This window comes from Micromonospora sp. NBC_00858 (assembly GCF_045207365.1).
In the GTDB taxonomy this organism is placed as follows: Bacteria; Actinomycetota; Actinomycetes; order Mycobacteriales; family Micromonosporaceae; genus Micromonospora.
Map to the genome: position 1 here is coordinate 5961798 of NZ_CP108828.1, position 12597 is coordinate 5974394.

Consider the following 12597-nt stretch of genomic DNA (forward strand, 5'->3'; position numbering starts at 1 on the left):
TGATTTTCCACCATCGAACATCTGGCGAAACTTCCCTCCAAGCGGAACACTGACCAGCGACGATGTCCCTCTCGACACCGCGGAGCACCCATGGCCAGATCCCGCCTGCGCACGGCCGCCCTCGCCGGCGTCACCGCGCTCACCCTGCTCGCCACCGCCGCACCCGCGGTGGCGGCCCAACCGCTCACCGGCGGCCGTCCGCACCCCATCACCCACGACGAGCAGATCACGTTCCAGGACTGGTCCGGGCCGGCGGACTGGCACCGGGGCGACCGGGCCGGCACCCGCGTGGTGCCCGGCGCCCGATCGGGCCTCACCCTGGCTCGCCCTGCCGGCACCACCGAGTACGCCGACCCGCACAGCGGCACCACCCGTAGCTGGGAGTACGGCACCTGGACCTCGCCGGTGACCCGGATCGGGTTCGACGCCACCGAGCTGATCGCCTCCTGGAACGCGGAGACCCCGGCCGGCACCTGGATCCAGGTGGAGATGCAGGGCAGCTACACCAGCGGTGACCAGACCCCGTGGTACGTCATGGGCCGCTGGGCGTCCGGCGACAACGACATCAAGCGGACCACCGTCAACCGGCAGGGCGACCCCTGGTCGACGATCTGGACCGACACCTTCAGCATCGACGACGCCACCGCCGGGGTGCTGCTGCGGTCGTACCAGTTGCGGCTGACCCTCTACCGCGCGCCCGGTCAGGCCGCCGCGCCGGTGGTCCGGATGCTCGGCGCGATGAGCTCGACCGTGCCGGACCGGTTCACCGTCACGCCGAGCGCCGGGCACATCGCCTGGGGCGTCGAGCTGCCGGTGCCGCGCTACTCGCAGAACGTGCACTCCGGGCACTACCCCGAGTACGACGGCGGTGGCGAGGCATGGTGCTCCCCGACCTCCACGGAGATGGTGGTCGAGTACTGGGGTCGGCGGCCGTCCGCGGCCGACACCTCCTGGGTGGACCCGACCTACCCCGACCCGACCGTCAACCACGCTGCGCGGATGACCTACGACTACGCGTACGACGGTGCCGGCAACTGGCCCTTCAACACCGCGTACGCGGCCAGCTTCCCCGGCCTGGAGGGTCGGGTGACCCGGATGCACTCGCTGGACGAACTGGAACGCTTCATCGCCGCCGGCATCCCGGTGGTGACCAGCCAGTCCTTCCTCGCCAGCGAGCTGGACGGGGCGAACTACGGCACCTCCGGGCACCTGTTCGTGGTGGTCGGCTTCACCGCTGACGGCGACGTGATCGTCAACGATCCCGCATCGTCCAGCAACGACGTGGTGCGCAACGTCTACAAGCGTGCCCAGTTCGAGCAGATCTGGCTGCGTACCAAGCGGACCAACGCCAGCGGCGGCGTCTCCGGCGGCTCGGGCGGCGTCGCGTACCTGATCAAGCCCACCTGGAAGGCCTGGCCGAAGGTCCCCGGCTCCACCAACTGGTGACCCACCCGGCCGAGCGCGTCTGATCAAGAGGTTTGCGTCACCGGGAGCCGTCCTGGTGACGCAAACCTCTTGATCAGCGCGAGGGCCGGTCGGTGGGAGGCTCGGGGTCGGTGGAGGGCTGGTCGTCGCCGGCCAGGGCAGAGCGGAGACGCTCCTTCTCGCTGCGGCGGCGCTCCGCCGCGTCGGCCATCTCCTCGCCCATCTCGTCCCGCCAGCCACGCAGCAGGAAGAAGGAGAGCGCGGCGGAGAAGGCAAGCGCCAGCATCAGCTTCAGGAACACGTTCATGTCGATCAGCCAGAGGCCCGCCAGCACGGCGACGAACAGCCCGATCCGGCCCAGCGTGTACTTGACCGCCGCGCTCACCTGCACCACTCCGTTCTCCGTCACCCGCCGGTGCCGGCGGAAGAATCGACCCGCCCGGCGGGCGGTCGGGATCAGCCGGTCCGGCGGGCCAGCCAGCGGACGCCCGGGAACCAGACCGCCGCGTACGCCACGGTGAACGCCGCCGCCGCCAACGCTCCGGAGAGCAGCGGCGGCAACCCGGCGCCCAGACCGGCGATCAGCAACCCGGCGAACACCCCGACTGCGGCGGCGACCAACGCCGCCACCACCCGGGCCGCGCCGAACTCCCAGGCCCGGAAGTCGTCCCAGAACAGCCAGGCCGGCAGGATCACCGCCAACCAGCCGTTGGTGTGCCCGAAGTCGCCGGCGCCCATCGAGGCGAACGCCCAGTCGAACAGCACGAGCGCCAGCGCGCCGATGACCAGGCCGGCCAGACACACCCCGAGCAGATCGCCCAGGGTACGGACGCGCCCCTCGGCGTCCCGTCGGGGGAAGCCGCCCTGCTGCTCGGACTTACGCTGCTCGGTCATCGACTGCGAGGGTACGTGGTGACTCAGGCCCAGACCTGCTGCGGCTCGGCACGGCGCTCGGCCAGCGACGGCGCCTTGTCGTACTCCCGGACCACGTTGTAGCGGGTGTCCCGCTCGACCGGCTGGAATCCGGCGTCCCAGATCAGGTGCAGCAGGTCATCGCGGTGCATGGTGTTCGGGGTGCCGTACGAGTCGGCGTCGTGGGTGATCTTGTATTCGACAACCGAGCCGTCCAGGTCGTCCACGCCGAAGTTCAGCGAGAGCTGGGCTACCGAGAGCCCGTGCATCACCCAGAAGTTCTTCACGTGCGGCACGTTGTCGAAGAGCAGCCGGGAGACGGCGAACGTCTTCAGCGACTCGGCCGGCGAGGCCATCGTGGTGCGCGCCTGGATCTTGTTACGGATCTTGCCGTCCGCCGAGTCCACGAAGTCGTGCTGGTAGCGCAGCGGGATGAAGACCGCGAAGCCGCCGGTCTCGTCCTGCAGCTCGCGCAGCCGCAGCACGTGGTCGACCCGGTGTCGGGGCTCCTCGATGTGGCCGTACAGCATCGTCGCCGGGGTCTTCATGCCCTTGCTGTGCGCCAGGGCGTGGATCCGCGACCAGTCCTCCCAGTGGCAGGCGTGGTCGACGATGTGCTGCCGGACCTCCCAGTCGAAGATCTCCGCACCGCCGCCGGTCAGCGACTCCAGACCGGCGTCCATCAGCTCGTCGAGGATCTCGTCGGCACTCAGACCGCTGATCTTCTCGAACCACTGCACCTCGGTCGCGGTGAAGCACTTGAGCTTGACGTTCGGCAGGGCCGCCTTCAGCTCGCGCAGCACCTTGGGGTAGTAACGCCAGGGCAGCGTCGGGTGCAGGCCGTTGACGATGTGCAGCTCGGTGAGCTGCTCATCCTCCATCTCCTTGGCCTTGCGGACGGCCTCGTCGATGCGCATCGTGTACGCGTCCTTCTCGCCCGGCTTGCGCTGGAACGAGCAGTACGCACAGGACGCCGAGCAGACGTTGGTCAGGTTGAGATGCCGGTTGACGTTGAACATCACCCGGTCGCCGTTGAGCTCGGTGCGCTTGTGATGAGCCAGCCGCCCCAGCCAGGTCAGGTCATCGCTGTCGTATAGGGCGACCCCGTCCTCACGGGTCAGCCGCTCACCGGCGTACACCTTCGCTTCGAGCTCACGCTTGAGTCCGGCGTCCATGGCACGTCCCTTCCACCTGCGGTCCCGGTCGAGCGTACGTCGGGACGCCGACGGCCCCGGCGGCACGGTCGCCGGCAGCGACCCACTTCACCAGACTCTCAGCCTCCCGTAACCCGGCGATGCATCGACATCACTGCCCCGTTGCGGTAAGACAGGGTGGGGCGGAACACACTGGTACCGTCCCGACGGCTGCGCCCTTGGGGCGCGGCGACGGGCTGCGGGACGGGGAGCGGAATGGTCGACAGCGAGCGCGGGCGACGGCAGCGACGACGGAGCCCGGTGATCTCGCCGGTGCTGCGCCCGAGGCTCTGGGCCGCCCTGCTCGGGGCGATCGCCGCCGCGGTGCTGGCCACCCCCGCGTACGCCGAACCCGGGCTGCCGACCACAGTGCCCGACACCGGCGCGCGCCCTGCGGTGGCCGGCGCGCTCCAACTGCCCGGCGGCGCGCCCGTCGCCGGCATCCCGGTCCCGCCGGTCGTCAACGTCGGCACAGGCCCGCTGGCCGCCCAGATCTCCGCCGGTGAAATCCAGGTCGGCACGCTCGGCGAGGCGCTGCTGCTGAGCCGGCAGAAACGCACCGACGCGCAGGCGCAGCTCCAAGCGGCCGGCAAGATGCTGGAGACCGCGCAGGACACCCTGCTCCGGGCTCAGCAGGCCGCCGACGTGGCCGCCTCGGACGCGATCAAGGCAGCCGCCGCGCTGCCGCCCGGCGACCTCGCCGACGACATCCAGGGGCTGAGCCGGCTCCAGCAGATCACCCGCGGCGAGAAGGTCGCGGGCGGCACCACCGGGGTGGCCGGGGAGCTGTCCCGGGCCCGCAACGGCGAGCAGCTCGCCTACCAGGCGCACACCGCGGCCAAGGCCCGGGTCGACGCCGCCGAGGCGGAGTTCACCGCTGGCGATCAGGCACTGCGCACGGCCGAGGCCAGCCTGCTCAAACTGCGCCGGGACAACGCCGCGCAGCTGATCCAGATCGAACGCCAGCAGGAGGCCGTCGAGCAGCAGCTCGGTGCCGGCTACGTGGCGGGTCAGAGCGTCAGTGGGATGGCCGCGCACCCGCGGGCGCTGGCTGCGGTCGCGTACGCCCTGGCCCAGCTCGGCGACCCGTACAAGTGGTCGGAGGAGGGGCCGGACCGGTTCGACTGCTCCGGTCTCATGTGGGCGGCGTACCGGTCCCCGGGCGCCGACTACTTCGACCTGCCCCGCGTCTCCCGGGACCAGTACGCGGCCACCCGGTCGCGGACCGTGCCGCAGGCCGCGCTGCTCCCCGGCGACCTGCTCTTCTTCGCCTCGGGCAGCAGCTACACCACGATCCACCACGTCGGCATGTACATCGGCAACGGCAAGATGGTGCAGGCGCCCACCACCGGCGACGTCGTCAAGATCTCAGTCGTCTCCTGGTCCCGGCTGTACGCCGCCACCCGGGTGATCGGCGCGGTGCCGGCCCCGATCGTGCCGACCCCGCCGCCCAGCACGACCCCGAAGCCGACGCCCACCACCAAGCCGACGCCGACGCCGACCGGCTCGGCCACCCCGAGGCCCACGGGCAGCGCGACGCCGACGCCGACGCCGACCGGCAGCACCTCGCCGAGCCCGTCGCCCAGCCCGACCCAGACCCCGACGACCCCGCCGCCGACGACCCCGCCGCCGCCGACCAGCGCACCGGCCACCTCGTCCCCGGCCAGCTCGTCCCCGGCCAGCGAGCCGTCGGCCAGCGAGAGCGGGGCGGCCAGCGACAGCCCGGCCGCGAGCACGGAGGGCAGCCCGAGCACCGAAAGCTGACCCGCCACGTTTGGCTCCGGCTGTCCGCTCGGGGCGATCTGTGGCACCGTGACATCCATGCACACCCGGCCCGACGTCACGGGTGCGGGTGCGGGTGCGGCACGGAGGGCGGAGATGGCCGAGCAGAGTGATCCGGCGGAGACTGTCGACCCTGTCGCCATCGACCGGGTCGATCCACCGGAGCCCGCAGACCCGGCACCCACCAGCGACGCCGAGTCGGCCGCCAGCGAGGCCTCCGCCACCGCCGACACCCCCGACAACACCGGCGCCGCCGGGGACGCTCCGGACTCGGACGCCGGGCAGCCGGCATCCGAGGAAGCTCGCCCTGACCCGGCTGCCGTCCCGGTACGAGCCCGGGCGAGTGTCGCGACCGCCGCCGCGCTGACCGGTGACCTTCCGGCCAGCGCTCCGGCCAGCGCGACCACCTACCGGGCGACCGGTTCCGCCACGCCGGCCGGTGCGCTGCCCGGGCAGCGGGATGGTTCGACGGCCCCGGCCCGGGCCAGCGCCACGGTGCCCGGCAGCAGTCGAGTCACGGCCGGAACGGCGGGCACCCCGGACCCTCGGGCAAGCGCGCCCGCCGTCTACCGGTCCGGTCCGGTGAACCCGGAGCCACCGGAGCCGGTGCAGCCACCGGAGCCCGCCCAGCCGCCCACGCCGCCGACCCCGGAGCCGGAGCCGATCCCCGCGCCACCCGGGCCAGGGCCGACTCCACCGTCGCGGCCCGAGCCGGAGCCCGGGCCGACCCCGCCGTCGCGGCCCGAGCCGGGGCCTGCGCCGACCCCGGGGCCGTACCCGCCCGGCCCGGCGCCGACGCCAGGGCCTCGGCCCACGCCACCGCCCGGCCCGGTGCCGCCCGTCCCGGGCCCGCCCACACCGCCGCCCTCGCCGTTGCCGCCCATCCCGGGCCCGCCGGCTCCGCCAGTGCCCGGTCCGCCGGTGCCGCCGCCCGGCCCGCCGGTGCCCGCGCCACCACCGCCGCCCGGGCCGATGCCGGCACCGCCGTTCCCGCCGCCACCGGCGATGCCCGGCACTCTGCCGGGCGTCCGTGCCACCGCGTCGGTCTCCGCACCACCGGCCGGTTGGCCGTCCGCGGCCGTCGCGGCGCAGCCGACCTCGGCCGGCGGCAGGGCCAAGGCACCCGTCTCCGCACCACCGGTGGTGCCCGCGCCCGCGCTGCCCAGCTGGCCGCCAACCACCACCGGCGCTCCCCAGTCGTACGCAAGCGGCGTCGGCGTGTCCCGGCCGACCGTTTCGCCGGCCCACCCGATGGCCGGGCGGCCGGCGGGGCAGGGCGCGCCCGGCGGACGGTACGACGGCGGCCCGGACCTGGCTGGCACCGTCTACGCCGGCGGGGACGGACCGGGCTTCGCCACGATCGCGCTGCCGGCCAACGCGGTGGAGAACTCCGGCTCGCTGACCGGGCACATCCTGGCCCAGGGCTGGGCGGACACGCCGGCTGAGCGCTCCAGGACCACCCGCGTGGTGATCGTCCTGGCCGCCGCGCTGGGGCTGCTGGTGGCGATCAGCGTGCTGATCGTCCTGCTCGCCAACAACGCCCTGGACGGTCTGATGGGCAGCGTGCTCAGCGGCTGAGCCGGCGACCGGAAGCGATGGTGAGTCCGCCCACTACCGTCGGTCAACCGGCTGGCGACTCCGCCAGACCGCCGTACACTGGGCGAGATCACTGACCCGGCGCGCGTGATGCGCGCCCATGGGCGATCTTGCGGGCGATCCGGCGGTACAGCCGCGGCGGGCCATCGCGAAGATGCGCCCCGCTCGAAAGGCATTTGTTGACCACCTCTGCTGACCCCAGCATCGTTTCGTCCGTTTTCAACCCCGCCCCGGTGACGGCCGACGCCTCCCCGGAGACGACCGACGCCACCTCGACGGAGGCCGGCACCGCGCCGGCGCCGACCGCCGCCGAGCAGATCGACTTCACCGCGCTCGGCCTGCCCGAGCCCCTGGTCCGCGCGCTGGCGCGCCAGGGCATCACCACCCCGTTCGAGATCCAGCGGGCCACCGTTCCGGACGCGCTCGCCGGCCGGGACGTGCTGGGCCGCGGGCAGACCGGTTCGGGCAAGACGCTCGCCTTCGGCCTGCCGCTGCTGGCCCGGGTAGCCGCCGCCAAGCCGGCCCGGCCGCTGCGGCCGCGCGCCCTGGTCCTGGTCCCGACCCGGGAGTTGGCCATGCAGGTCAACGACGCCCTGCTGCCGCTGGGCAAGGCACTCAACGTGTTCCTGAAGACCGCCGTCGGTGGGGTTCCGTACGACCGCCAGATCGACGCGCTGCGGCGCGGCGTGGAGATCATCGTGGCGACCCCGGGCCGGCTCGGCGACCTGATCGAGCGGGGCATCTGCCAGCTCGACGACGTCGAGGTCACGGTGCTGGACGAGGCCGACCAGATGGCCGACATGGGCTTCCTGCCCGAGGTGACCGACCTGCTGGCGAAGACGCCCGCGAACGGTCAGCGGCTGCTCTTCTCGGCCACCCTGGACGGTGACGTCGACGCGTTGGTCAGGCGGTTCATGACCGACCCGGTGACCCACTCCACGGCGCCGTCCACCGCCTCGGTGTCCACCATGGACCACCACATGCTGTTGATCCCGCCGCACGACAAGTTCCCGGTGGCTGCCTCGATCGCCGCCCGGGATGGCCGCACCATGGTCTTCGCCCGCACCCAGCTGGGCGTGGACCGGCTGGTCGAGCAGCTCGCCGCGGTCGGCGTACGGGCCGGTGGGCTGCACGGCGGCAAGACCCAGCGGATGCGCACCAAGACCCTGGCCGAGTTCCGTGAGGGCCGGATGAACGTCCTGGTCGCCACCGACGTGGCGGCCCGGGGCATCCACGTGGACGGGGTCACCCTGGTGCTGCACGTGGACCCGCCGAAGGACCCCAAGGACTACCTGCACCGCGCCGGGCGTACCGCCCGGGCCGGCGAGTCGGGCGCGGTCGCCACGCTGGTGCTGCCCAAGCAGCGCCGCACCACCCTGGCCATGCTGGAGAAGGCCGGCGTCGCGCCGGCCGAGACCCGGGTCAAGGCCGGCGACCCGGTGCTGGCCGAGCTGATCGGCGCCCGTGCGCCGAGCGGCGTCCCGGTTCGAATGGAGGCGGAGCCCCGTGGCTTCGGCGACCGCTCCGGCGGCTCGCGCCGCTTCGACGACCGGTCCGGGGGCCCGCGCCGCTTCGGCGACCGCCCGAGTGGTGACCGCCGGTTCGGCGACCGCTCGCAGGGTGAGCGGCGCTACGGCGACCGCCCGACCGGCGAGCGGCGCTTCGGCGACCGTCCGCAGGGTGAGCGGCGCTTCGGCGACCGACCGCAGGGCGACCGGCAGTACGGCGACCGCCCGACCGGCGAGCGCCGCTACAGCGACCGTCCGCAGGGCGACCGGGGTTACGGCGACCGACCGCAGGGTGAGCGGCGCTTCGGCGACCGGCCGCAGGGCGACCGACAGTACGGCGACCGCCCGACCGGCGAGCGCCGCTACGGCGACCGTCCGCAGGGCGACCGCCCGACCGGCGACCGGGGCTACGGGGACCGTCCGACCGGTGAGCGTCGTTACGCCGATCGGGACACTCGGGGTTACGGCGATCGGCCGCAGGGCGAGCGCCGGTTCGGGGACCGACCGCAGTTCGGCGACCGGGACGGCAGGGGCGACCGCCCGACCGGCGAGCGGCGCTACGGCGACCGTCCGCAGGGCGACCGGCAGCAGGGCGACCGGCCCGCCGGGGAGCGGCGCTTCGCGGACCGGGACTCCCGGGGCGGCTTCCGCTCCGAGGGCCGTGGTCGGGACGACCGGCCGCGCGATGACCGGCCGCGTGACGACCGGCGCGGCTTCGGTGGGCGACCGCCGGCCCGTACCCACTGATGATCTGACGCACTGATCGACCGGACGCCGTCGCGGAGCCCACGCTCCGCGGCGGCGTTCGCGCATGCCCTGCCGATGACGGCCCGGTCGCGTAACGTCCGGCTCATGGCGACCATGCCGAAGTCGATCTTCTGGTCCCGGACGGACACCGCCGGCAGCGAGCAGGTCCTGCTCGACGACGGCCACGGGTTGGCGGCCCGGGGCACCCTGCTCGCCGTGGACCCGATCCCCTGGACCGCCCGCTACCAGCTGACCACCACGCCGGACTGGATCACCACCCGGGTGGAGGTCGAGGTCGAAGGGCTGGGCTGGCTGCGCAGAGTGACGCTGGAGCGGGCCGTGGACCGGTGGCGGGTGACCACCGCCGAGCAGGGCGACCTGGACGCGGCGCTGACCGCGGCCGGTCACCCCCGGACGGGCCTGCCGGGCACCGACGACCCGGACCGGCTGGCCGACGCGCTCGACGTGGACCTGAGCGGGTCACCGCTGTTCAACGCCCTCCCGGTCCACCGGCTCGGGCTGGCCGCCGGGCCGGCCGACCGGCCGCACCGGATCACCGTGGCGTGGGTTCTGCTGCCTGGCCTGGAGGTGGTGCCGGCCGAGCAGATCTACACCGGGCTCGGGCCGGGCCGGGTGCGGTTCGCCAGCGGCACCTTCACCGCCGACATCGACCTGGATGCCGACGGCTACGTGGTGCGCTACCCCGGGCTGGCCGAACGGATCGACCCGCGCTGAACGGGCGACGCGACCCGCGAGGGGCGCCCGCGACCGGCGAACCCCGTCGGCACGGCTCAGGCGGGCCAAGCGCCGCTGGTCAGGAACCGTTCGACGATGGCCAGGTGCGGCGCGAGGTCGAGGCCCTGAGCGCTCACCCAGTCGTCGTCGTAGTACGTGTCGGCGTACCGATCGCCAGCGTCGCAGATCAGGGTGACGACCGAGCCGGCCCGGCCCTCGGCGAGCATCCCGGCGATCAGGCCGAACGCGCCCCACAGGTTGGTGCCGGTGGAGCCACCCACCCGGCGGCCGAGCACCGCCGAGCCGGCCCGCATGGCGGCCAGCGACGCGGCATCCTGCACCTGGACCATCCGGTCCACCACCGACGGCAGGAAGGACGCCTCCACGGTGGGACGGCCGATCCCCTCGATCCGGGATCCCTTCCCGGTGCGCACCGACCAGTCGGCAGCCAGCCAGGCCGGGTAGAACGCGGAGTTCTCCGGGTCCACGACGCAGAGTTTGGTGGCCAGCCGGCGATAGCGGGCGTACCGGCCGATGGTGGCGCTGGTGCCCCCGGTGCCGGCGCCCACCACGACCCAGGTGGGGATCGGATGCCGTTCCAGCTCCAACTGCGCGTAGATCGACTCGGCGATGTTGTTGTTGCCCCGCCAGTCGGTGGCCCGCTCGGCGTAGGTGAACTGGTCCATGAAGTGGCCGCCGGAGTCCTCGGCCAGCCAGCGGGCCTCGACCACCACGGTCGCGGGGTCGTCCACGAGGTGGCACCGGCCGCCCTGGAACTCGATCTGCGCGATCTTCTCCGGTGAGGTGGAGGCGGGCATCACCGCGATGAACGGCAGCCCGAGCATCCGGGCGAAGTACGCCTCGGAGACCGCCGTGGAGCCGGAGGACGCCTCGACGATCGTGGTACGCGGCCCGATCCAGCCGTTGCAGAGCCCGTACAGGAACAGCGACCGGGCCAGCCGGTGCTTCAGCGAGCCGGTCGGGTGCACCGACTCGTCTTTGAGGTAGAGGTCGATCCCCCATGCCCGAGGCAGCGGGAACGGCAGCAGGTGGGTGTCGGCCGAGCGGTTCGCGTCCGCCTCGACGGCGGCGATCGCTTCGGTCACCCAGGTCCGGCTGGCCTCGTCGCACCGGTCGAGATGAGTCACGCCGGAAACCTAGCAAGCAGCCGCCAGCTGGTCAGCTCCGGTCCGGCGGGGTGGCCCGGCGCGACTGGCGGCGCTGTCCGGCCCGGCCGACGGCCTGGACGAGTGGGGTCAGCGCCACGGCCAGCCGGGGCAGGGTGTCCAGCAGCCGGACCTGCGCTCCCCGCCAGCGCGGCAGGCTGACCACCGGGCGTGGTCGCCGGGCCAGTCGGACCGCCCGGGCGGCCACCCGCTCCGGGGTCAGCAGCGACCCGGTGAACGACGCCAGCGCCCCGGGGTCGTCCAGCCGGTCGTGCAGCATCGGGGTCCAGATGCCGTCCGGGCAGAGGCAGGAGACGTGCACCCGCCGGTAACCGGCCATCCGCAGGTCGGACAGGATGCCGAGGCTGAACGCCAACAGCGCGTGTTTGCTGGCCGCGTACACCGTCTCGCCGGGCGCGGCGACCAGCCCGGCCAGCGAGACGACGTTCAGCACGTGGCCGTGCCCCTGACCGCGCATCACCGCGAGCGCCGCGAGGGTGCCGTTCATGGCGCCGAGCGCGTTCACGTCGAGCACCCGGCGGCGGGTCGGGCCGTCGTGCTCCCAGGCGGGGCCGGTGACCAGGATGCCAGCGTTGTTGACCCAGAGGCCGAGGCCGCCACGGCTCGCCGCGGTCGCCGCGATCTCGGCGCAGGCGTCCTCGTCCCGGACGTCCAGCGCGGCGGACCAACCGCCGAGCGGCGCGGCGGCGGCCGCCACGGCGTCCGGGTCGAGGTCGGTGAGCAGCACCGACCAGCCGTCGGCGTGCAGCGCGGCGGCGACGGCGCGACCCAGGCCGCCGGCAGCCCCGGTCACAACGGCCGCTCCACGTCCCGGCAAGGTCATCGGCGCACGCTACCGCCGGCCGGGCAGGCGGCACCAGGGCCGACCGGCCACGCTGCCGGACCACCGATGCCGGATCCGGGGGTACGCCGACGGCCGGGTGGGCGGTACGCGGGGGTCAGGCCGGCGGCGAGCCGACGGGCTGGGGGCGGTTCTCCCACTTCGTGGAGAGCGCGATGGCGGTCCGGGTGGAGGCGACCCCGGGCGTCCGGTTCAGCCGCACGATCAGCTGCTCCAACTCGGCGATGGTGCCGACCCGCGCCTTGAGCAGGAACGACTCCACACCCGCCATGAAGTAGCAGGACTCGATCTCGGGCAGCACCCGGAGCGACTCGAGCATGTCGTCGCTGTCCGCGCCCGAGTCCTCGACGATGCCGATGAGCGCGGTGACACCCAGCCCGATCGCCTCCGGCGCCACGTCCGCGCGGTAGCCCCGGATCACGCCGCTGCTCTCCAGCTTGCCGACCCGTTCGTGCACGGCCGGGGCGGAGAGGCCCACCTGCCGGGCCAACTCGGCGTACGAGAGGCGGGCGTTGCCGCGCAGCAGGTCGACGAGGCTCAGGTCGATGGCGTCCACGGAGAGTGACCTTAACCGGTTGGGCGTAACGCGACGCCTTCGGCATCCGTTGCACACAGCAGTGAGTAACTGTTCACAAACAGACAGTGAAGGTAGGGGTTACGCCAGTACCATT

The 12597-nt window shown here is 73.4% G+C and carries 11 protein-coding genes; 5 read left to right on the forward strand and 6 right to left on the reverse strand.

Features of this window, described 5'->3' with window-relative positions; translation table 11 throughout:
* Positions 1-90 precede the first annotated feature (90 nt).
* On the forward strand, positions 91-1446 hold the full coding sequence (locus OG990_RS27780) for a C39 family peptidase (RefSeq protein WP_386985765.1): 1356 nt from the start codon (positions 91-93) through the stop codon (positions 1444-1446).
* A gap of 73 nt (positions 1447-1519) precedes the next feature.
* Here OG990_RS27780 and OG990_RS27785 read toward each other — a convergent pair whose 3' ends face one another.
* From OG990_RS27785 to mqnE, 3 genes are all read right to left on the reverse strand, one after another.
* Complete coding sequence (locus tag OG990_RS27785; protein WP_328426232.1) at positions 1520-1810, reverse strand: DUF4229 domain-containing protein; 291 nt, start codon at positions 1808-1810, stop codon at positions 1520-1522.
* A 71-nt stretch (positions 1811-1881) separates the two neighbouring features.
* Positions 1882-2319, reverse strand: coding sequence for a hypothetical protein (locus OG990_RS27790; RefSeq protein WP_355600700.1), 438 nt, complete (start codon positions 2317-2319; stop codon positions 1882-1884).
* A 23-nt stretch (positions 2320-2342) separates the two neighbouring features.
* Complete coding sequence (gene mqnE / locus OG990_RS27795) at positions 2343-3512, reverse strand: aminofutalosine synthase MqnE (RefSeq protein ID WP_328422557.1); 1170 nt, start codon at positions 3510-3512, stop codon at positions 2343-2345.
* A gap of 234 nt (positions 3513-3746) precedes the next feature.
* Between mqnE and OG990_RS27800 the strand changes: the two genes are divergently transcribed.
* The 4 genes from OG990_RS27800 (at position 3747) to OG990_RS27815 (ending at position 9898) form a co-directional block, all read left to right on the forward strand.
* Complete coding sequence (locus OG990_RS27800; RefSeq protein ID WP_406077644.1) at positions 3747-5294, forward strand: NlpC/P60 family protein; 1548 nt, start codon at positions 3747-3749, stop codon at positions 5292-5294.
* A gap of 114 nt (positions 5295-5408) precedes the next feature.
* On the forward strand, positions 5409-6890 hold the full coding sequence (locus OG990_RS27805; RefSeq protein WP_406077645.1) for a hypothetical protein: 1482 nt from the start codon (positions 5409-5411) through the stop codon (positions 6888-6890).
* Between the two features lie 251 nt (positions 6891-7141).
* Positions 7142-9163, forward strand: coding sequence for a DEAD/DEAH box helicase (locus tag OG990_RS27810; protein ID WP_406077646.1), 2022 nt, complete (start codon positions 7142-7144; stop codon positions 9161-9163).
* Positions 9164-9277: 114 nt separating this feature from the next.
* A complete protein-coding gene (locus tag OG990_RS27815) occupies positions 9278-9898 on the forward strand; it encodes a putative glycolipid-binding domain-containing protein (protein ID WP_406081907.1) in 621 nt (206 codons plus the stop codon).
* A 56-nt stretch (positions 9899-9954) separates the two neighbouring features.
* Here the strand turns inward: OG990_RS27815 and OG990_RS27820 are convergent, their stop codons facing one another.
* The 3 genes from OG990_RS27820 to OG990_RS27830 all read right to left on the reverse strand — a co-directional run bounded on the left by OG990_RS27820 (position 9955) and on the right by OG990_RS27830 (position 12482).
* On the reverse strand, positions 9955-11046 hold the full coding sequence (locus OG990_RS27820; RefSeq protein WP_328422549.1) for a PLP-dependent cysteine synthase family protein: 1092 nt from the start codon (positions 11044-11046) through the stop codon (positions 9955-9957).
* 31 nt (positions 11047-11077) lie between these two features.
* Positions 11078-11908: an SDR family NAD(P)-dependent oxidoreductase gene (locus OG990_RS27825; protein ID WP_386985773.1), complete on the reverse strand. Its 831-nt coding sequence runs from the start codon at positions 11906-11908 to the stop codon at positions 11078-11080.
* 115 nt (positions 11909-12023) lie between these two features.
* Entirely contained in the window at positions 12024-12482 is a 459-nt protein-coding gene (locus OG990_RS27830; RefSeq protein WP_328422547.1) for an Lrp/AsnC family transcriptional regulator, read from the reverse strand.
* Between the last annotated feature and the right edge of the window lie 115 nt (positions 12483-12597).